At 61.9% G+C, this 18,953-nt stretch carries 18 protein-coding genes and 1 other RNA gene; 3 read left to right on the forward strand and 16 right to left on the reverse strand.

Features of this window, described 5'->3' with window-relative positions:
- Positions 1 to 83: 83 nt before the first annotated feature.
- The 3 genes from erpA to rplM form a co-directional block, all read right to left on the reverse strand.
- On the reverse strand, positions 84 to 449 hold the full coding sequence (erpA, locus tag AC07WT_RS18140; protein ID WP_013340463.1) for an iron-sulfur cluster insertion protein ErpA: 366 nt from the start codon (positions 447 to 449) through the stop codon (positions 84 to 86).
- A 299-nt stretch (positions 450 to 748) separates the two neighbouring features.
- Positions 749 to 1,141, reverse strand: a complete 393-nt coding sequence (rpsI, locus tag AC07WT_RS18145) for a 30S ribosomal protein S9 (RefSeq protein WP_013340464.1) — start codon at positions 1,139 to 1,141, stop codon at positions 749 to 751.
- Positions 1,142 to 1,152: 11 nt separating this feature from the next.
- The gene (gene rplM, locus AC07WT_RS18150; protein ID WP_008919631.1) at positions 1,153 to 1,581 is read right to left on the reverse strand and encodes a 50S ribosomal protein L13; all 429 of its coding nucleotides are present in this window, start codon (positions 1,579 to 1,581) and stop codon (positions 1,153 to 1,155) included.
- Between the two features lie 867 nt (positions 1,582 to 2,448).
- Here rplM and AC07WT_RS18155 point away from each other — a divergent pair.
- On the forward strand, positions 2,449 to 2,871 hold the full coding sequence (locus AC07WT_RS18155) for an OsmC family protein (RefSeq protein ID WP_492595369.1): 423 nt from the start codon (positions 2,449 to 2,451) through the stop codon (positions 2,869 to 2,871).
- A 102-nt stretch (positions 2,872 to 2,973) separates the two neighbouring features.
- On the opposite strand, the gene rnpB is transcribed toward AC07WT_RS18155, so the two are convergent.
- The 3 genes from rnpB to pyrC form a co-directional block, all read right to left on the reverse strand.
- An RNA gene (rnpB, locus tag AC07WT_RS18160) (RNase P RNA component class A) lies at positions 2,974 to 3,387 on the reverse strand.
- Positions 3,388 to 3,493: 106 nt separating this feature from the next.
- The gene (locus AC07WT_RS18165; RefSeq protein ID WP_494947995.1) at positions 3,494 to 4,321 is read right to left on the reverse strand and encodes a DUF3025 domain-containing protein; all 828 of its coding nucleotides are present in this window, start codon (positions 4,319 to 4,321) and stop codon (positions 3,494 to 3,496) included.
- Positions 4,322 to 4,332: 11 nt separating this feature from the next.
- Entirely contained in the window at positions 4,333 to 5,394 is a 1,062-nt protein-coding gene (gene pyrC / locus AC07WT_RS18170; RefSeq protein WP_494947996.1) for a dihydroorotase, read from the reverse strand.
- 176 nt (positions 5,395 to 5,570) lie between these two features.
- On the opposite strand from pyrC, the gene AC07WT_RS18175 reads away from it, so the two are divergent.
- A complete protein-coding gene (locus tag AC07WT_RS18175; RefSeq protein WP_494947997.1) occupies positions 5,571 to 6,497 on the forward strand; it encodes a class II glutamine amidotransferase in 927 nt (308 codons plus the stop codon).
- A 95-nt stretch (positions 6,498 to 6,592) separates the two neighbouring features.
- Here AC07WT_RS18175 and AC07WT_RS18180 read toward each other — a convergent pair whose 3' ends face one another.
- From AC07WT_RS18180 to AC07WT_RS18205, 6 genes are all read right to left on the reverse strand, one after another.
- The gene (locus AC07WT_RS18180) at positions 6,593 to 7,318 is read right to left on the reverse strand and encodes an amino acid ABC transporter ATP-binding protein (RefSeq protein WP_492595373.1); all 726 of its coding nucleotides are present in this window, start codon (positions 7,316 to 7,318) and stop codon (positions 6,593 to 6,595) included.
- Positions 7,315 to 7,992 (reverse strand): glutamate/aspartate ABC transporter permease GltK, encoded by a 678-nt coding sequence (gene gltK, locus AC07WT_RS18185; protein WP_492595374.1) that lies wholly within the window; start codon positions 7,990 to 7,992, stop codon positions 7,315 to 7,317. Before gltK ends, AC07WT_RS18180 begins: the two co-directional genes overlap by 4 nt.
- Entirely contained in the window at positions 7,992 to 8,732 is a 741-nt protein-coding gene (locus tag AC07WT_RS18190; protein ID WP_494947998.1) for an amino acid ABC transporter permease, read from the reverse strand. The genes gltK and AC07WT_RS18190 overlap by 1 nt, the downstream gene beginning before the upstream one ends.
- An 82-nt stretch (positions 8,733 to 8,814) precedes the next feature.
- Complete coding sequence (locus AC07WT_RS18195) at positions 8,815 to 9,708, reverse strand: glutamate/aspartate ABC transporter substrate-binding protein (protein WP_494947999.1); 894 nt, start codon at positions 9,706 to 9,708, stop codon at positions 8,815 to 8,817.
- Between the two features lie 297 nt (positions 9,709 to 10,005).
- Positions 10,006 to 11,319, reverse strand: a complete 1,314-nt coding sequence (locus tag AC07WT_RS18200) for a Glu/Leu/Phe/Val family dehydrogenase (RefSeq protein ID WP_492595377.1) — start codon at positions 11,317 to 11,319, stop codon at positions 10,006 to 10,008.
- A 136-nt stretch (positions 11,320 to 11,455) separates the two neighbouring features.
- Positions 11,456 to 12,412 (reverse strand): LysR family transcriptional regulator, encoded by a 957-nt coding sequence (locus tag AC07WT_RS18205; protein ID WP_492595378.1) that lies wholly within the window; start codon positions 12,410 to 12,412, stop codon positions 11,456 to 11,458.
- A 274-nt stretch (positions 12,413 to 12,686) separates the two neighbouring features.
- Between AC07WT_RS18205 and purB the strand changes: the two genes are divergently transcribed.
- Entirely contained in the window at positions 12,687 to 14,075 is a 1,389-nt protein-coding gene (gene purB / locus AC07WT_RS18210; protein ID WP_492595379.1) for an adenylosuccinate lyase, read from the forward strand.
- A 105-nt stretch (positions 14,076 to 14,180) separates the two neighbouring features.
- On the opposite strand, the gene AC07WT_RS18215 is transcribed toward purB, so the two are convergent.
- The 4 genes from AC07WT_RS18215 to edd form a co-directional block, all read right to left on the reverse strand.
- Positions 14,181 to 14,684: a gluconokinase gene (locus AC07WT_RS18215; protein ID WP_494948000.1), complete on the reverse strand. Its 504-nt coding sequence runs from the start codon at positions 14,682 to 14,684 to the stop codon at positions 14,181 to 14,183.
- A gap of 10 nt (positions 14,685 to 14,694) precedes the next feature.
- The gene (locus AC07WT_RS18220; protein WP_494948001.1) at positions 14,695 to 16,107 is read right to left on the reverse strand and encodes a GntP family permease; all 1,413 of its coding nucleotides are present in this window, start codon (positions 16,105 to 16,107) and stop codon (positions 14,695 to 14,697) included.
- A gap of 253 nt (positions 16,108 to 16,360) precedes the next feature.
- Complete coding sequence (eda, locus tag AC07WT_RS18225) at positions 16,361 to 17,005, reverse strand: bifunctional 4-hydroxy-2-oxoglutarate aldolase/2-dehydro-3-deoxy-phosphogluconate aldolase (RefSeq protein ID WP_492595382.1); 645 nt, start codon at positions 17,003 to 17,005, stop codon at positions 16,361 to 16,363.
- An 11-nt stretch (positions 17,006 to 17,016) separates the two neighbouring features.
- The gene (gene edd, locus AC07WT_RS18230; protein ID WP_494948002.1) at positions 17,017 to 18,924 is read right to left on the reverse strand and encodes a phosphogluconate dehydratase; all 1,908 of its coding nucleotides are present in this window, start codon (positions 18,922 to 18,924) and stop codon (positions 17,017 to 17,019) included.
- Positions 18,925 to 18,953 lie beyond the last annotated feature (29 nt).

Below are 18,953 nucleotides of genomic sequence, written 5' to 3' on the forward strand. Positions count from 1 at the left end.
TTCGCTTCCCGTTCACTTTACGCTCACGGAATAAAAAAACGGGGCCAAAGCCCCGTTCTTATAACCTGTCGCTTAACTTGCCATCAAACCGAGAACGACGAGCCGCAACCGCAGGTGGTCGTGGCATTCGGGTTCTTGATGACGAACTGCGCGCCGTTGATATCGTCCTTGTAGTCGATCTCAGCGCCGACCAGATATTGGTAGCTCATCGAATCGATCAGCAGCTGGACGCCGCTCTTGTTCATCACGGTGTCGTCTTCGTTGACGGCTTCGTCGAACGTAAAACCGTACTGAAAGCCCGAGCAGCCGCCGCCCTGCACGAATACGCGCAGTTTCAGGTCCGCGTTGCCTTCTTCTTCGATCAGTTGCTTGACCTTGTCAGCCGCTGCGTCGGTAAAGACGAAGGGGGCGGGCATTTCGGTCACGGGTGTTTCGGTGACTGCGTTCATTCGAACTCTCCAAAAAACTTCTACCCGCTATTGTAGGGCTGATCTCGATATCGTGCTGAAGCCCACAAAATCAATGGGTTCTTCCCGCGAGTCTCGTCCGGCGGCGCGGGCGCCGGCTATCAGACTGGCTGAGCGCGCCGAGGAACCGTCCTGACAGCGAAACCGTTATCGCACGGTCCGGGCGAAAAACCAAGAAAAAGCCTGCCATGAAAACGCGGCCAATAAAAAAGCCGCCTTCGCGAAAGCGTAGGCGGCTTTTGCTGCGCTCCGGCCCGAGAGCCGGATCGCACCCGAAACGATTAACGCTTCGAGAATTGCTTCCTGCGGCGTGCCTTGTGGAAGCCGACCTTCTTACGTTCGACTTCACGAGCATCACGCGTAACGAAGCCAGCCTTCGACAGTTCCGGCTTCAGCGTTGCGTCGTAGTCCATCAGTGCGCGGGTGATGCCGTGGCGAACCGCACCGGCTTGACCCGTTTCACCGCCACCCGTCACGTTGACCTTGATGTCGAACGTAGCAGCGTGGTTCGTGAGTTCCAGCGGCTGACGCACGATCATCAGCGACGTTTCGCGCGAGAAGTAATCGGCGATAGGCTTGCCGTTCACAACAATATCGCCCTTGCCTGCCTTGATGAAGACGCGTGCGACGGCGCTCTTGCGGCGGCCCGTGCCGTAATTCCAGTTACCGATCATGTGGGCTCCCCTTAGATCTCGAGCGCTTTCGGCTGTTGTGCCGAATGCGGATGCGTTGCGTCAGCGTAGACCTTCAGCTTCTTGATCATCGCGTAGCCGAGCGGGCCCTTCGGCAGCATGCCCTTGACCGCTTTCTCGAGCGCGCGGCCCGGGAAGCGTTCTTGCATCTTGCCGAACGTCGTTTCATAGATACCGCCCGGGTAACCCGAGTGACGGTAGTACTTCTTGTCAGTTACCTTGTTGCCCGTGACTTTCAGCTTGCCGGCGTTGATAACGATGATGAAATCACCGGTGTCGACGTGGGGAGTGAATTCAGGCTTGTGCTTGCCGCGAAGACGGTGTGCCACTTCGCTGGCGACACGCCCGAGAACCTTATCCGTCGCGTCAATCACGTACCATTCGCGCGCCACCTCATGGGCTTTTGCGGAAAACGTCTTCATGATCGATCCAAAAAAATTGCTGCGCCCTATGTTTTTCCTGCTTGTAGTGTGCGCATCGAGGCGCGTGCAGGCTCTCCCTGTTCTTCCTCCGCGGGCGCGAATGCGGAAAAGCCTTGAATTATAGAGGAAAATTGCGAGGCAAGTCAAAAGCAGCCGGAGCACGTCGAAACCGGCCCGGTCAACCCGCCTCTAAACGCTCCTTGCACGACGGCGCAGCATGTGCCGCCGCACCGGGCCGAACCCCCACGCGCCCAGGACAGCCGGCCTGCAACCTTCCCCGGCCGAGCCGCTCAACCATCTCGAATATGGCGGAAACGAGTTGCACAGTGCTCAAGCCGATCTCAACTCCCTGACCGGCTGAACAACTCGGCACTGACAAACCGAGCATCGGATTGATCCCTCAGCCACGATGGTGTCGTCGGCAAGCCGGCAAAACGCAGGCGAAAAAAAACCCGAACGAGCGGTTCGGGTTTAATCCACCAAAGGAGGAGGTGGAGGAGACAGCGGAGGTTGCAGAACTGCTGCAACCGATGAGATCGATTATATGAGGCCCCCTTGTGCGATGCAAGAACATTTGCATTGCGAAATTCAATTTCACTATGTGAGACATGCGCCAATCTGCCATCGCATTAGAAATTCTCTTTTAAATCAAATACAAGATCGCTATGGAGCGGCTGTGAAGGCAGACATCGACTAGAGTAAAACCCCTAAGTCCTTTAGGGCATTCCCGAATCGGCGGAACATACCGCACCGCAACACGCAAGCGGTCATTGCGCATAATTTCTCACCGAAGTCCCTCCGGGCGGATACGCAAACGCCGGGCTACAATGCCGTCTCGAAGACAAGCGACGCGCGGTGGAGCACAGTATGGAATGCAAAGTTAGCTGGATGGGGCAAGACGGGATGGCGTTCGCCGCCGAGACGGGCAGCGGCCATCTGGTCATGATGGACGGCGCGCCGGAAGGCGGCGGCCGCAATCTCGCGCCGCGTCCGATGGAAATGGTTCTGCTCGGCACAGGCGGCTGCACGGCGTACGACGTCGTGATGATCCTGAAGAAAAGCCGCCAGGAAGTGGCCGGTTGCTCGGTGACGCTGAAGGCCGAACGCGCAAGCGAAGATCCGAAGGTGTTCACCAGTATCCACTTCCACTTCACCGTGACCGGCAAGAATCTGAACCCGGCTACCGTGGAGCGAGCCATCAATCTGTCGCACGACAAATACTGCTCGGCGTCGATCATGATCGCGAAAACGGCCGAACTGTCGCACTCGTTCGATATCGTCGCGAGCTGAGCACGGCGTTTCGGCGCAGATAGCGCACTTAATGCAGGCAATGGCAAGCATCAAAAGAAAATGCCGGCGTCCACACGGACGCCGGCATTTTTCATTGGGTGGTGGCAAAGCAGGCCGATAAGCCGGATTCTGTGCACGCGCCGCGCCCGAAAACGCCGCGCGCGTGGCAGCCATTCCTCTAGGCGCGCCATTACTGACGCGCTCAAGCTTCCTACCCGCAGACGAGACGGGGGCCCCGTCCTGCATCTCGAAGATGCGCGCCTGCCTACTTGGAATTGCTCCGGGTGGAGGTTACCGTGCCGGTCTGCCTTGCAGCAGCCGCGGTGCGCTCTTACCGCACCGTTTCACCCTTACCTGATCCCGGCTTGCGCCGGGCCATCGGCGGTTTGCTTTCTGTTGCCCTGTTCCGCGTGTCACCACGGATGGCCGTTAGCCATCACCCTGCCCTGTGGAGTCCGGACTTTCCTCGCCCTCTTTAGCCGAAGCCGCAGAGGCCGCGACTGCCTAGCCTGCTTTGCTGGAGCGGATTTTACCACCGCGACGGGCGGCAAGCGGCTTGCGCGGCGGAAATAGCCGACCGGGCGGCATCGCTTACGACGCCCGCGCCGCGCCTGCGGACGCTTTAGCGCGAACGGCGCCCTGCGCGGAACACCGACGCATCGTCGTAAAACGCGGGCAATTCGTTGTCAGGCCACCAGCCCGGAATGCCCAGTACGGGTAGCGGCGCGAACAGGCGGCTCGTCAAGGCTTCGCTGTCCAGCAACGCATGGCTGACCGCTTCGTCCAGCCATGCGTTGCGCGCCAGGGCGGGCCATCCAAAGTAGTCAGACGGTACATCGACGATCCACGCGTGACCCGTGCACGCCTTGAACGGCGCGATCAGCTTTTCCAGCAACGCGTGACCGAAGCAGCGCACTTCGCAATGCGTGCCCCACGCACCACGCCGGGAAACCAGCAGCGTCTGCCAGTCGAATCCGCGCAGGGCCGCGCCCAATGCCGGGTCCGCGCAGGCGAACAGCAACGCGTTTTCGTCGAACAGAGTCAGCGTATCGCGCACGCCGCCGCGGGTCGGCCCGACGCCTAAAACGTCGATCGCCGCCGACTGCCGCGCGTTCAGCGCCGCCTTGATGCGCGGAAACGCAAACCACATCGACGCGTTGAAGAAGTCATGCAGATTGTGGCGCGTCGGCACGCAGCCGGTCGACGCGATATGCGCCTCGTAAGCCGCTCCTGGCGGCAAATCGTCCTGCGCGATGAACGCGAGGCGCTGGCCGCGGCCGGTGCGCTGCTGCATCGCGCCGGCATCCGCGTTCATTTCGGCGAGCAACTCCGCATAGCCTTTAAGCGCGGCCTGCTGCCAGCGCTCGCCGCGCGCGGCAAACTGCGCGAACCACGGCGTCGACCAGTCGATATCGGCGAAACCCACGCGCGCCGCCTCCTGCACCTGCATCCAGTCCGGCCTCAGACCAGCCGCCAGCCAATCGGCTCGCCACCGCGCAACGGCACAACCGGCGTATCGCCAACCGGCAATTCAGCGGGCAGCGTCCATTCCTCGCGACGTAACGTGACTTGTTCCTCGCTGCGCGGCAGACCGTAGAAATCCGCCCCGAAGAAGCTCGCGAAGCCTTCGAGCTTATCCAGCGCGCCCGCTTTATCGAACGCTTCCGCATACAGTTCGAGCGCGTGCAGCGCCGTGTAGCAGCCCGCGCAGCCGCACGCGTGCTCCTTCAAGCCCTTCGGATGCGGCGCGCTATCGGTGCCGAGGAAGAAGCGCGGATTGCCCGAGGTCGCGGCCTCGACCAGCGCCACGCGATGCGTCTCGCGCTTCAACACCGGCAGGCAGTAGTAATGCGGGCGAATGCCGCCCTGGAAGATCGCGTTGCGGTTGTACAGCAGATGGTGCGCGGTGACCGTCGCGCCCAGCAGACCCGGGGCCACGCCGGCTTCACGAATGTAGTCGACGGCGTCCTTCGTGGTGATGTGCTCGAACACCACCTTCAGCGCCGGAAACTCGCGGCGCAGCGGCGTCATCACGCGATCGATGAACACCTTCTCGCGATCGAACAGATCGATCGACGCATCCGTCACTTCGCCGTGCACCAGCAGCGGCATGCCGGTTTCCTGCATGACTTCCAGCGTCTTCGCGCACTTCATGATGTCGGTGACGCCCGCGTCCGAGTTGGTCGTCGCGCCCGCCGGATACAGCTTCACGCCGTGCACGAAGCCGCTTGCGCGCGCGCGGCGGATTTCGTCGGGCGGCGTGTTGTCGGTCAGGTACAGCGTCATCAGCGGCTCGAACTTCGCGCCGGCCGGAATCGCGGCGACGATGCGCTCGCGGTACGCCTGCGCCATGGCGGTAGTGGTGACCGGCGGCTTCAGGTTCGGCATGATGATCGCGCGGCCGAACTGGCGCGCGGTGTCCGGCAGCACGGCGGCTAGCATCGCGCCGTCGCGAACGTGCAAATGCCAATCGTCCGGGCGGGCGAGTGTGAGGGAATCGATGGAAGCGGTAGAAGCAGTCATGGCGAGAGGGGGACGAACCTCGGCGACAAAGCCAATCGACGGGTGGATACCGCAGCAAACCGCAGCGTTGCGGCCTGAACACACGTCAATTTAGCTATTTGGCGGTTCTGGCTCGGTGATATGCTTTGAAAATCATCATTGTAACGGCTTGCCCCGTTCACAGGCTTACCCGCAACATGTGCCAACTTCTCGGAATGAACTGCGCCGCGCCGACGGACGTCACGTTCTCGTTCACCGGCTTTGCGGCGCGCGGCGGCGTCACCGATCACCATGCCGACGGCTGGGGCATCGCCTTCTTCGAAGACAAAGCCTGCCGCCTGTTCATCGACCATCAATCGTCGGCCACCTCGCCGATCGCCGAGATGGTCAAGCGCTACCCGATCAAATCGAAGAACACGATCGCGCATATCCGCAAGGCGACCCAGGGGCACATCCTGCTGGAGAACTGCCATCCGTTCATGCGCGAACTGTGGGGGCGGCACTGGATCTTCGCGCACAACGGCGACCTGAAAAATTATTCGCCCCCGCTGACCGGCGTCTATCAGCCTGTCGGCACGACCGATAGCGAGCTCGCGTTCTGCGCGCTGCTACAAGGTTTGCGCAAGGCCTTTCCCGGCTGCCAGCCGCCGCTTGAAGAGCTGTTCGCCGCGCTCGAAACGCTCACGCGCGAGATCACGCAGTTCGGCGTGTTCAATTTCCTGATGTCGAACGGCCAGGCGTTGTTCGCGCATTGCTCGACGCACCTGCACTTCATCGTGCGGCGCTGGCCGTTTTCCACCGCGCATCTGGTCGATGCGGACGTGTCGATCGATTTCGCCAAGTACACGACGCCGGAAGACCGCGTCGCCGTGATCGCGACGCAACCGCTCACCGATAACGAAGTGTGGACCGCGTTCCAACCCGGCGACCTGATGATGTTCCAGCACGGCGAAGTGATCGGCCGCGTCAATGTGCCGGTGCCGCCCGCCGTGCTCGAAAAGCTGCGCAACCCGGCGCTGGATGCATCGGCTTCGGCGACCACGATCGCGGCTTCCGTTGGAGCCGCGGCAACGGCTGAAGTCGACCTCGAAGCGGCGGACGATGCCGCTGCGTTCGAGTCCTGATCCCCGCGCGTCAAACCCCAAACGCACGCAAGCAGCAAATGAAAAAGCCGCTTCTCCCGAAGCGGCTTTTTTCTGCGTGAAGCGTCGCGGCAAACTCAGTGCAGGATCTTCGCCAGAAAGTCCTTAGCGCGATCCGACTTCGGATTCGCGAAGAAGTCTTCCTTGCGGTCGTCTTCGACGATCAAGCCCTTGTCCATGAAGATCACGCGATGCGCGACCTTCTTCGCAAAGCCCATTTCGTGCGTGACGCACATCATGGTCATGCCTTCCTGCGCGAGTTCGACCATCACGTCGAGCACTTCGTTGATCATTTCCGGGTCGAGCGCGGAGGTCGGCTCGTCGAACAGCATAGCGATCGGGTCCATCGACAGCGCGCGTGCAATCGCCACACGCTGCTGCTGACCGCCTGACAACTGCCCCGGAAACTTATCCGCATGCGCACGCAGACCGACGCGATCGAGCAGCTTCAGCCCCTTCGCCGTCGCTTCGTCGTTCGAGCGGCCGAGCACCTTGACCTGCGCGAGCGTCAGGTTCTGCACGATCGACAGATGCGGGAACAGCTCGAAGTGCTGGAACACCATGCCGACTTTCGCGCGCAGCTTCGACAGATTGGTTTTCTTGTCATTCAGCGATTGACCGTTGATGACGATCTCACCCTTCTGGAACGGCTCGAGTCCGTTCACGGTTTTGATCAGCGTGGACTTGCCCGAGCCCGACGGCCCGCACACCACCACCACTTCACCTTTTTTGACTTCCGTCGTGCAGTCGGTCAGCACCTGAAACTGGCCGTACCACTTCGAAACATTCTTGATTGAGATCATCTTGCGACCTTTTTCTGAAGACCTTTGACGAGGCTCGACGCGACCACACAGATCACGAAATAACACGCGCCCGCGAACAGTACCATTTCGACATTCGTGCCGTCACGGTCGCCAATATTCGTAGCGGTGCGGAAGAAGTCGGCGAGGCTGATCACGTAGACGAGCGACGTGTCCTGAAACAGCACGATACCTTGCGTCAGCAGCAGCGGCACCATCGCACGGAACGCCTGCGGCAGCACCACGAGACGCATGGCCTGCGCGTAGTTCATGCCGAGCGCGAACGACGCATTGACCTGCCCGCGCGGCACCGACTGAATGCCGGCGCGGATGATTTCCGAATAGTACGCCGCCTCGAACAGCGAGAAAGCGACCATCGCGGAGGCGAGGCGGATGTCGATATCCGGCGACAGCCCCAGCACGTTTTGCAGCACCTGCGGCACGATCAGGAAGAACCACAGCAGAACCATCACCAGCGGGATCGAACGGAACACCGTGACGTAGCCCTTCGCGAACCATTCGAGCGGCTTGAACGACGACAGCCGCATCATCGCGAGAATGGTGCCCCAGACGATGCCGATCACGATCGCGATCAGCGTGATCTTGAGCGTGATGATGGCGCCGGTCCACAGCGTAGGCAGTGCGCCCGAAATACTGCTCCAGTCGAAATGGTGCATCACTTGCCTCCGATATAGCCGGGCAACCGGGTCTTGGCTTCGACCCAGCGCATCAGTTGCATCACGACCAGATTGATCAGCACATAGGCCAGCGTGACGGCGATAAACGACTCATACGTCTGTGACGTGTAGTCGACCAGCTGGCGCGCCTGTGCGGACAGATCCAGCAGACCGATCGTCGAGGCGACCGCCGAGTTCTTGAAGATATTCAGAAACTCGGACGTGAGCGGCGGCACGATGATCCGGTACGCGACCGGCAGCAGCACATAACGGTACGTCTGCCATTGCGTGAAACCCATTGCCAGACCCGCGGCGCGTTGGCCCTTCGGCAGCGCGTTGATGCCCGAGCGCACCTGTTCGCACACGCGCGCGGCGGTAAAGAGCCCAAGACACACGATCGACGACGAGAAAAACTGCGCACTCGGCGGCAATTGCTTGTACCAGGTGCCGATCGACACCGGCAGCAACTCCGGTATCACGAGATACCAGATGAAGAACTGCACGATCAGCGGGATGTTGCGGAAAATCGCGACGTAGACCGTCCCGATGCCGGACGCCCATTTGTTCGGCACCGTACGCAGCACACCGAAAAACGAACCGACGATCAGCGCGATTACCCATGCCGACAGCGACACGGTAATCGTCACCCAGAAGCCGGACATCAGCCAGCCCAGATAAGTGGTCGGCTCGCCGGTGGAGACCGGACTCAGCAAAATGCCCCAGTTCCAGTGATATGACATGACCAAGACTCCAGCAAAAAGAAACGGAAGAAGCGCGTGGCCCCTTCCGTTTCGTTCAGCGTTTCAAAAAAACAGCTAAGGTTTAATCGATTGCCTTGTCATTCGGGCTCTTGTAGAGCGCCTTCATGTCGTCGCTTTCCGGGAAGGCCAGGTTCAGGCCCTTCGGCGGAATCGGCGATTCGAACCACTTCTTGTAGATGGCCGACGCTTCACCCGAGGTTTCGACCTTCGCGATCGCGTCGTCCACCACCTTCTTGAACTCCGGATCGTTCTTGCGCAGCATGCAGCCGTACGCTTCATGCGATTGCGGCGTGCCGACAATCACGAAATCGCCCGGGTTGTTCGACTTGGCGCGTTCTCCCGCCAGCAGCGCGTCGTCCATCATGAACGCGGCAGCGCGGCCGGTGGACAGCGTCAGGAACGATTCGCCGTGGTCCTTCGCGCTGATGATGTTCATGCCCATGCTCTTGTCCTGATTCATCTTGCGAAGCAGGCGCTCGGAGGTCGTGCCGGCGGTCGTGACGACCGTCTTGCCCTTCAGGTCGGCCCAGTCCTTGATGCCCGAATCCTTCCTGGTCATCAGACGCGTGCCGATCACGAAGATGGTGTTCGAGAACGAAACCTGTTGCTGGCGCTCGGCGTTATTGGTGGTCGAGCCGCATTCCATGTCGACGGTGCCGTTCTGCACCAGCGGAATACGGTTTTGCGAGGTGACGGGCGTCAGCTTGACCTTCAGGTTGGGCATGTTGAGCTTCTGCTTGACCGCCTCAACCACCTTCAATGCGAATTCTTGCGAATAACCGATGACATTCTGCTTGTCGTCGTAATACGAGAACGGGATCGACGATTCGCGATGACCCAGCGAAATCACGCCCGTGTCCTTGATCTTTTTCAGCGTACCGGCGTCTTGCGCATGCGCGCCAACTGTGAACAGTCCGAGAGTCGCGAGCAGCAGCGCAGCTTTTTTAACCTTCATGTGTGATCTCCTTCCTTGGCAAGAACCGGCGCCAGTTTAGCAAAGTAATTATTCTGAAAGTACGGCTATAAACCATGTTTGTTGCGCGCCCCTCAAGGGGACTTCCTCCGGGGCGCGCGCCGCTAGAGGGTTTACGGCGCTTCCGCCCGGTCGGTCAACCTTTTCCGGATATGCAAAGACGGGCAGCATCGATACGATGCCGCCCGCCGGGTGATGCACGCGGTCTCGTGAACCGCGTCGAAGCAAGGATTGGCAGCGGCCCGCAAGGTGGCGGACCGGCTGTTTCACGCAGACAAATCAGGGGTACAGGCCACGCATTTCACGTGCTTGCAGAATCCGCTTGCAGGCCACGATAAACGCCGCGGTCCGCACCGACACATTCTGCTCGCTCGACACTTGCCACACTGCGGCGAACGCTTCGCGCATCACGCGCTCGAGACGCTGGTTGATCTCGTCTTCGGTCCAGAAGAAGCTCGAGAAATCCTGCACCCATTCGAAGTACGACACCGTCACGCCGCCCGCATTGGCCACCACGTCCGGAATCACGAGGATGCCGCGGTCGCGCAGAATGTCGTCCGCCGCGGTGGTGGTCGGGCCGTTGGCGCCTTCCACGACGATCTTCGTCTTGATCTTGCCGGCGTTCTTCTCGGTGATCTGGTTTTCCAGCGCGGCCGGAATCAGGATGTCCGATTCGACGGTCCAGAAGTCTTCGTTCGCGATCGCGTCGGCTTCCGGGAAACCGCCGACACCGCCGGTCTTCGCAACGTGCTCGAGCAATGCGCCCGCATCGATCCCGCTCGATTTGTAGAGCGACCCGGTGTGGTCCTGCACCGCGACCACCTTGGCGCCCGCCTCCTGGAACAGACGCGCTGCAATCCCGCCGACGTTGCCGAAGCCTTGCACGGCAATACGCGCGCCTTCGATGTCGAAGCCGATGCGGCGCGCCGCTTCGCAACCGACCACGAACACGCCGCGGCCAGTGGCTTCCTTGCGGCCGAGCGAACCGCCGAGCGTGATCGGCTTGCCGGTCACGACGCCCGTGGCCGTTTGGCCCTGGTTCATCGAATACGTGTCCATCATCCACGCCATGATCTGCTCGTTCGTGTTCACGTCCGGCGCGGGGATGTCGGTATTCGGTCCGATGATGATGCCGATTTCGCTGGTGTAGCGGCGCGTCACGCGCTCCAGCTCGCCACGCGACAGCGTACGCGGATCGACACGGATGCCGCCCTTCGCGCCGCCGTACGGCACGTTCACCGCAGCGTTCTTGACCGACATCCACGCCGACAGCGCCATCACTTCCGACAGCGTCACGTCCTGGTGGTAACGCACGCCGCCCTTACCCGGACCACGCGACACATTGTGCTGCACGCGATAGCCTTCGAAGTGCGCGACCGTGCCGTTATCGAGTTCGATAGGCACATCGACGATCAGAATGCGCTTCGGGCGCTTCAGGGTTTCGAGCCAGCGGGACAGCGAGCCGAGGTACGGCGCGACGCGGTCGACCTGGCGCAAGTAGTTGCCCCAGGGGCCGAGGTCTTCGCTATTGAGGTAGGACGGGATGGACTGCAACGATGATGCGGATTGTGCGACTGGCTGCTGGGAAGACATGAACGCTCCGGCGTTGATCGAATGCCGCCATTGTCGAAAAACGCCAATTTGAAATCCAATGCCGTTTCCTTATCCGATTATGTTTTTTTTGCATAATCATCGAAAACCTGCAATTTGACGTCGTACCCGAGCAGTTTCAGGCAGCCCGCTGTCCCAGTTCGTCCGACACCACGTCCCACAGCTGACGCACGAGTATCTGCCGCGCATCGTCGCTTTTCGCCGCCAGCTTGTCGCGATAGAGACGGATCTCCATGGTCAGCGTGAGCTGTCCTTCGGGCGTGCCGCGGGTCGCGCGATCCAGCCGGATCAGCTTGCCGTCGGCGACCGCGTCTTCCACCGCGCTGTGCGGCAGAAACGCGATGCCGTGACCGGCCAGCGCCATCGCCTTGAGCCCTTCGGCCATGTCGGTTTCGTACAGGCGGTCCAGATACAGACGCTCGGGCGCGTTGGCGAGGATCACCTCGGTCATGCGGCCGAGGTACGCGTTCGGCGTGTACGAGAGATAAGGTGTCGGCACCTCGGAACTGCCCGGCAGCGTGTAACGCGGCCGGCCCGCGCGGCCCGGCGCCGAGAACGGGCTGATCGGCTCGTTGCCGAGCGTCAGCATGTCGTAGCGCGCCGGATCGAGCGCGACCGGGTGGCTGGGATGGTGATAGCCCATCATCAGATCGCAGCCGCCTTCCACCAGCGACAAAGCCGCATCGTGCACATTCAGTGCGCGCAGCCGCGTGTGGATCGGGCCCATCTGCGCTTCGATGCGTTGCAGCCAGCGCGGGAAGTAGGTCAGCGAGAGCGTGTGCGGCACCGCGAACTCGATGGTCGCCTGCGGCGTCGCCGTGTGCCCGCGCAGCAGCGCGCGCGCCTCGTGGAACTGCGACAGCATCGTGAGCGCCTGCTCGTTGAACACCTGGCCGGCCGCGGTCAGCCGCGTCGGGTAGACCGAACGGTCGATCAATTCCGTGCCGAGCCACGCCTCCAAGGCCTGGATGCGCCGCGAAAACGCCGGTTGCGTGACGTGGCGCAATTCGGCCGAGCGGCTGAAACTACGCGTTTCCGCTAGCGAAACGAAGTCCTCGAGCCATTTCAGTTCCATGCGAAAGCCTGCCGCCGGCGGAGAGAGAAGAAGTCAGCATTCTAGCGGCGCGGCTGCGGCGCCGGCGCATCGCCAGGGCATCGAGGGCATCGGCACGGCTTTGATGCGGGCTCAAAGCAGACCTGCCGCGGACGTGGCGCGGGCCAGGTTCGTGGCGGGATCGATCCCGAGATCGGGCAAACAGCGGCACAGTGGTAAAATTCGCGGTTCCCTCCGTTCCCGAACTGGTCACTGAGCGCTCACTGAGCGCTCAACGCCCCAACCCGCCGCCATCATGTCCGACACCCGCCCCGACACTCTGTTCGCGCTGACCGCGCTCTCCCCGCTCGACGGCCGCTACGCCTCGAAAACCGAAGCCCTGCGCGACTGGCTTTCGGAAGCCGCGTTCATGCGCCATCGCGTGACGGTTGAAATCCATTGGCTGATCGCCTTGTCGCGCGCCGGTTTCGCCGAAGTGCCGCGCTTTTCCGAAGCGTCCGAGCAATTCCTGCTGCAATTGGCCGAGCGCTTCACCGCGCACGACGCCGCGCGCATCAAGGACATCGAACGCGTGACGAATCACGACGTGAAGGCGGTCGAGTACTGGCTGAAGGAATCGGTGAAGGGTCAGGAAGAACTGGAGCGCGCAAGCGAGTTCATCCACTTCGCGTGCACCTCGGAAGACATCAACAACACGTCGCACGGCCTGATGCTGGCCGGCGCCCGTGAGCACGTGATTCTGCCGGCGCTGCGCTCGGTGCATCAGCGCCTCGTCGCCCTGGCGCATGCGCATGCCGAACAGCCGATGCTGTCGCGCACGCACGGCCAGCCGGCCAGCCCCACCACCCTCGGCAAGGAAATCGCCAACGTCGCCGCGCGCCTGGAACGCGCGATCGACCGCGTCGCGAAGGTCGAACTGCTCGGCAAGATGAACGGCGCGGTCGGCAACTTCAATGCGCACCTGTCCGCGTATCCGGAATTCGACTGGGAAGCGTTCTCGCGCGAAGTGGTCGAACAGCGTCTGAAGCTCACGTTCAATCCGTACACGATCCAGATCGAACCGCACGATTACATGGCCGAGCTGTTCGACGCCGTGTCGCGCGCCAACACGATCCTGCTGGATCTGGACCGCGACGTGTGGGGCTACATCTCGCAGGGCTATTTCAAGCAACGCACGAAGGCCGGCGAAATCGGTTCGTCAACGATGCCGCACAAGGTCAATCCGATCGACTTCGAAAATTCGGAAGGCAACCTCGGCCTCGCGAACGCCACGCTGCGCCACCTTGCCGACAAGCTGCCGGTGTCGCGCTGGCAGCGCGACCTGACCGACTCGACGGTGCTGCGCAACATGGGCGTCGCGTTCGGCTACTCGCTGCTCTCATACGACGCGCTGATCCGCGGTCTGGACAAGCTCGAAGTGAATCCGCAGCGTCTGAACGAAGACCTCGACAACTGCTGGGAAGTGCTGGCCGAGCCGGTGCAAACGGTGATGCGCCGCTATGGCATCGAGAATCCGTATGAGCAACTGAAAGAGCTCACGCGCGGCAAGGGCATCACGCGTGAAGCATTGCAGACGTTCGTCGGCGCTCTGGCTATTCCACAGGACGCGAAGGATCGCTTGCTCGCGATGACGCCGGCATCGTATGTCGGCAAGGCGGTGGAACTGGCGAAGCGGATCGCTTAAGACCCAGTCATTGCCTCGTTGCTTCAGGCATAAAAATCAGCCAAAAAAAAGGCGCTCACACTCGGAGCGCCTTTTTTCATCTTGCTGCGTGAGCGTCGAAAAGCCTCACCGCGCCTTCATCTGCTTCAACACCTCATCGACGATCTCTTCCGGCGACAACTCGATGCTCACCGTAATCGCTTCATCGGAGCCCGGTTCTTCAAGCGTTTCGAGCTGGCTCTGCAACAGCGACGGATCGAAGAAATGGCCGGTGCGCGTGGTCAGCCGTTCGCGCAGCACGTCGTACGAACCCTTCAGATAGACGAAGCACACGTCCTTGTCGCCAGTGCTGCCGCCACGCAGAATGTCGCGGTACGAGCGCTTCAGCGACGAACACGTGAACACCGCCTTCTCGCCCGCCTTCTGCTTTTCTTCGATCGCTGCGCGGATGGTTTGCAGCCACGGCCAGCGGTCTTCATCGGTGAGCGGAATGCCGTGGTGCATTTTCTCTTTGTTGGCGGCGCTGTGAAACGCGTCGCCGTCGGTGAATGCGCAGTGCAGGCGTTCGGCCAGCATTTCGCCAATCCTCGTTTTGCCGGCGCCCGACACGCCCATTGCGATCAGAATCATCAAATACTCCTTACACGACCGTCGCGAGCGCGAAGGTCAACAGCAAACCCATCAGCGAGATGATGGTCTCGAGGAGCGACCATGTCTTGAATGTCTGCCCCACCGTCATACCGAAATATTCCTTGATCAGCCAGAAACCGCCGTCGTTGACGTGCGAGAAAATCAGCGAGCCCGAACCCGTGGCAAGCACCAGCAATTCCGGCGTAACCTGCACGCCGCTGGCGGCTGTGATCGGCGCGACGATGCCGCACGCGGTGGTCATTGCGACCGTCGCCGAACCCGTGGCCAGACGAATCAGCGCGGCCACCAGCCAGCCGAACAGCAGCGGCGACAGATGCATGGCCGTCGCGACGGCGACGATTTCCTTCGAAATGCCGCTATCCATCAGCACGCGCCCGAAACCACCGCCCGCGCCGACGATCAGCGTGATGCCCGCGATCGGCGCAAGACATTCGCCGCAGAACTTCTGGATCTGCTCGCGATTGAAGCCGCGGCTCGCGCCGAAGGTCCAGAAGCTGACCAGCACGGCGAACAACAGCGCGACATCCGAATTGCCGACAAAATGCAGCAGATCGTTCGGCAAGGTCTTCGGCGTGAAGACGAGGTCGGCCCAGCTGCCGACCAGCATCAGGATCACCGGCAGCAGGATCGTGAACAGCGTCACGCCGAAGCTCGGCAGTTCGCGCTTCGGCGCCGCGCTCGTCGCACTCGTCGCACTCGCGACGCTCGTCGCGTTATTTTGCGCGTCGTCAGGGTGGCCGAGGAATTGCGCGGCGAGCGGGTTGTTGTTCGGCAGCTTGATATAGCGGCTGATGAGCAACGCGAACAGCGGACCGGCGACGATCGCCGTCGGCACGCCCACGATCAGACCGTAGGCAATCGTCTTGCCGATATCGGCGTGATATTGCTGCACCGCGAGCATCGCAGCCGGGTGCGGCGGAATCAGGCCGTGCACGACCGAAAGGCCCGCGACCATCGGCAAGCCGACCAGCAGCAGTGATTTATTGGTGCGTTTGGCGACGTTGAATGCGATCGGAATCAGCAGCACGAAACCGACTTCGAAGAACACCGGCAAGCCGACGATGATCGCCACGACCATCATCGCCCAATGAATGTTCTTCTCACCGAACCACTCGATCAGCGTAGTGGCAATGCGCTCCGCGCCGCCGGATTCGGCCATCAATTTGCCGAGCATCGTGCCGAGGCCGACCACGACCGCGATGTGGCCGAGCGTATTGCCGTTGCCGGTTTCGAAAGATTTGACGATCGTGCCGATCGGCATGCCGGATACGAGACCCAGCAGCAGCGATACGATGATCAGGACGAGAAACGGATAGACCTTGAAGCGCGTGATCATCAAGATCAGCAGTGCGATGGCGATCACCGCGAAGACCAGCAGCATGCTGCCGTGGACAGCTTCCATGAAGCTCCTCCTTGTGCGTTATTGATTCTGAGTGCGGAACGCGGCTGACACCTTGTCTCGCAGCGGCCTGAGGCGGCGCCCGAAAACCCGGCTTGCCGCGCGGACGCTGAATTTTACTTGCTGTCGAGTCTTAAGGCGCGCAAAAGTGGCGCGCATATCGAAAGAAGCCTCGCCGCAACAGCCTGAGAGGCCGTATCGACGAGGCTTCTTTGCGTCAACCTTGATCGCGGACTAAAGCACGTGCCGTTTCGTTCTAGTGATGGGCAGGCGCGGCCAGCTGGCTGGCGGCGCGCGCGAGGCGCGTGACTTCGTCCCAGTTTTGCGCGGCGAGCGCCGCTTTCGGCGTCAGCCATGAACCGCCGACGCACACCACGTTCGGCTGCGACAGGAAATGCGTGGCGGTTTCAGCCGTAATGCCGCCGGTCGGGCAGAACTTCAGCGTCGGGAACGGGCCGTAGAAAGCTTGCAGCATCGGCAAGCCGCCGGCCTGCTGCGCCGGGAAAAACTTGACGATTTCGTAGCCGAGTTCCAGCGCCGCGATGATGTCGGTCGGCGTCATCACGCCCGGCAGCAGCGGCAAGCCCGCATCTTGCGCGGCCTTGTGCATGTCTTTTGTCAGGCCCGGCGACACGCCGAACTGCGCGCCCGCTTTCTTCGCCTGAGCGCAATGCTCGGGCTTCGTGATCGTGCCGACGCCGACCACGATGTCCTCCGCCAACTGGCTCGCGCGCTCGATCGCTTCCAGACCGGCCGCGGTGCGCAGCGTGATTTCGAGCACCTTCACGCCACCCGCGTGCAGCGCGCGCGACACATGTTCACCCTGTTCGACCGAATCGAACGCGAGCACCGGAATCACCGGGCCGAGGCGCACGATATCGCTAACTGTTTTCGCCGTCATAGTCAGACTCCTTATTTCTGCAGCACGTGGCTGGCTTGAGTGGTGCTCGAGTGTTCGCTGGCTTGTCCGCCGTGGTGCGCGTGGCGTTCGCCGACCATCGGACCGAACACCGAGGCGCCCTGCTCCGCGGGCGCCGCCGCCGCACGGAACACACCGAACAATTCGCGGCCGAAGCCGACTTCGTTTTCCGCCTGATGCTGCGGCATCGCCTCCGGCCGCGCCGCCCATTTGGCTGCATCGATTTCGATGTCGAGCACACCGGCTTCCGCGTCGATCACCAGCATGTCGCCGGTGCGGACCTTGCCGATCGGGCCTTGCAGCAACGCTTCCGGCGACAGGTGGATCACCGCCGGCACCTTGCCCGAAGCGCCCGACATGCGGCCGTCCGTGACCAATGCGACGTGGAAACCTTGATCCTGCAACACACCGAGCAGCGGCGTCAAACGGTGCAACTCGGGCATGCCGTTTGCGCGCGCGCCCTGGAAGCGCACCACTGCGATGAAATCGCGCTTCAGCTCGCCGTTGTCGAAAGCTTCCTGCACGGCTTCCTGCGAATCGAACACGATGGCCGGCGCCTTCACCTTGCGATGCTGCGCCGCGACCGCCGAGATCTTGATCACGCCGCGGCCGAGCTTGCCCTGCATCAGACGCAAGCCGCCGTCGGGCTGGAACGGCTCCTTGATGCCGCGCAGCACCGCGGTGTCTTCGCTGGCCTGCGCGCCCGGCACCCATTGCAGCTTGCCGTCGAGCAGCTTCGGCTCTTCCGTATAGTGCTTGAGGCCCTTGCCCGCGACGGTGTTCACGTCTTCATGCAGCAAGCCGCCTTCCAGCAGATTGCGGACCAGGAACGCGACGCCGCCGGCCGCGTGGAAGTGATTCACGTCGGCCTTGCCGTTCGGGTAAATCTTCGCGAGCAGCGGCACGGCTTGCGACAACGTGTCGAAGTCGTCCCAGTCGATCACGATGCCGGCCGCCCGTGCGATTGCGACCAGGTGCAGCGTATGGTTGGTCGAACCGCCCGTCGCCAGCAACGCGACGATGCCGTTGACGATCGCTTTCTCGTCGATCACGCGGCCGATCGGCATGTAGTTGCCGCGCTCCACCGTCAGATCGAGCACGCGGCGCGCGGCCTGCGCGGTCAGCGCGTCGCGCAGCGGCGTATGCGGATGCACGAAGGCGGAACCCGGCAGATGCAGGCCCATCACTTCCATCAGCATCTGATTGCTGTTCGCGGTGCCGTAGAAGGTGCAGGTGCCATGGCTGTGATACGCGGCGGCTTCCGCTTCGAGCAGCGCGTCACGGCCGCACTGGCCGGTGGCGAAGAGCTGGCGGGTCTTGGCTTTGTCGTCGTTCGAGAGGCCGCTGCCCATCGGGCCGGCCGGCACGAAAATCGTCGGCAGATGGCCGAATTGCAGCGCGCCGATCAGCAGACCCGGCACGATCTTGTCGCAGATGCCGAGGCACAGCGCCGCGTCGAACATGTTGTGCGTGAGGGCGACGGCCGTGCTCATCGCGATCACTTCGCGCGAGAACAACGACAGTTCCATGCCCGCATTGCCTTGCGTGACGCCGTCGCACATCGCCGGCACGCCGCCCGCGAATTGCGCGACGCCGCCGTTTTCACGCGCGGCGTCCTTGATGATGTCCGGGTAGTTTTTGTACGGCGCGTGCGCGGACAGCATTTCGTTATACGCCGACACGATGCCGATGTTCGGCTGGCGAATCTGCTTGATGACGAGCTTGTCGTTACCCTCGAGGCCGGCAAAACCGTGGGCCAGATTGGCGCACGAGAGCGCGCCGCGCGCCGGGAATTTGCCTTGAGCGTGTTCGATGCGGGCCAGATACGCCTCGCGAGTGGGCTTGCTGCGCTCAATCACGCGTTGCGTGACCTTCAACAATTGCGAATGCGGGGAAACCATCGGAGCTCCTTCGTCGCTGGCCTCGGGTG

Source organism: Paraburkholderia sp. GW821-FHT02A12, from assembly GCF_059422005.1.

Bases quoted from the DNA above. Each gene is read 5' to 3' on its own strand.
- AC07WT_RS18155 (WP_492595369.1), top strand. From the start codon at position 2,449: ATGGAATGCAAAGTTAGCTGGATGGGGCAAGACGGGATGGCGTTCGCC.
- purB (WP_492595379.1), top strand. From the start codon at position 12,687: ATGTCCGACACCCGCCCCGACACTCTGTTCGCGCTGACCGCGCTCTCC.
- erpA (WP_013340463.1), bottom strand. From the start codon at position 449: ATGAACGCAGTCACCGAAACACCCGTGACCGAAATGCCCGCCCCCTTC.
- pyrC (WP_494947996.1), bottom strand. From the start codon at position 5,394: ATGACTGCTTCTACCGCTTCCATCGATTCCCTCACACTCGCCCGCCCG.
- AC07WT_RS18195 (WP_494947999.1), bottom strand. From the start codon at position 9,708: ATGAAGGTTAAAAAAGCTGCGCTGCTGCTCGCGACTCTCGGACTGTTC.
- AC07WT_RS18220 (WP_494948001.1), bottom strand. From the start codon at position 16,107: ATGGAAGCTGTCCACGGCAGCATGCTGCTGGTCTTCGCGGTGATCGCC.
- AC07WT_RS18190 (WP_494947998.1), bottom strand. From the start codon at position 8,732: ATGTCATATCACTGGAACTGGGGCATTTTGCTGAGTCCGGTCTCCACC.
- rplM (WP_008919631.1), bottom strand. From the start codon at position 1,581: ATGAAGACGTTTTCCGCAAAAGCCCATGAGGTGGCGCGCGAATGGTAC.
- rpsI (WP_013340464.1), bottom strand. From the start codon at position 1,141: ATGATCGGTAACTGGAATTACGGCACGGGCCGCCGCAAGAGCGCCGTC.
- gltK (WP_492595374.1), bottom strand. From the start codon at position 7,992: ATGCACCATTTCGACTGGAGCAGTATTTCGGGCGCACTGCCTACGCTG.
- AC07WT_RS18200 (WP_492595377.1), bottom strand. From the start codon at position 11,319: ATGTCTTCCCAGCAGCCAGTCGCACAATCCGCATCATCGTTGCAGTCC.
- AC07WT_RS18175 (WP_494947997.1), top strand. From the start codon at position 5,571: ATGTGCCAACTTCTCGGAATGAACTGCGCCGCGCCGACGGACGTCACG.
- AC07WT_RS18205 (WP_492595378.1), bottom strand. From the start codon at position 12,412: ATGGAACTGAAATGGCTCGAGGACTTCGTTTCGCTAGCGGAAACGCGT.
- eda (WP_492595382.1), bottom strand. From the start codon at position 17,005: ATGACGGCGAAAACAGTTAGCGATATCGTGCGCCTCGGCCCGGTGATT.
- AC07WT_RS18215 (WP_494948000.1), bottom strand. From the start codon at position 14,684: ATGATTCTGATCGCAATGGGCGTGTCGGGCGCCGGCAAAACGAGGATT.
- AC07WT_RS18165 (WP_494947995.1), bottom strand. From the start codon at position 4,321: ATGCAGGTGCAGGAGGCGGCGCGCGTGGGTTTCGCCGATATCGACTGG.
- AC07WT_RS18180 (WP_492595373.1), bottom strand. From the start codon at position 7,318: ATGATCTCAATCAAGAATGTTTCGAAGTGGTACGGCCAGTTTCAGGTG.
- edd (WP_494948002.1), bottom strand. From the start codon at position 18,924: ATGGTTTCCCCGCATTCGCAATTGTTGAAGGTCACGCAACGCGTGATT.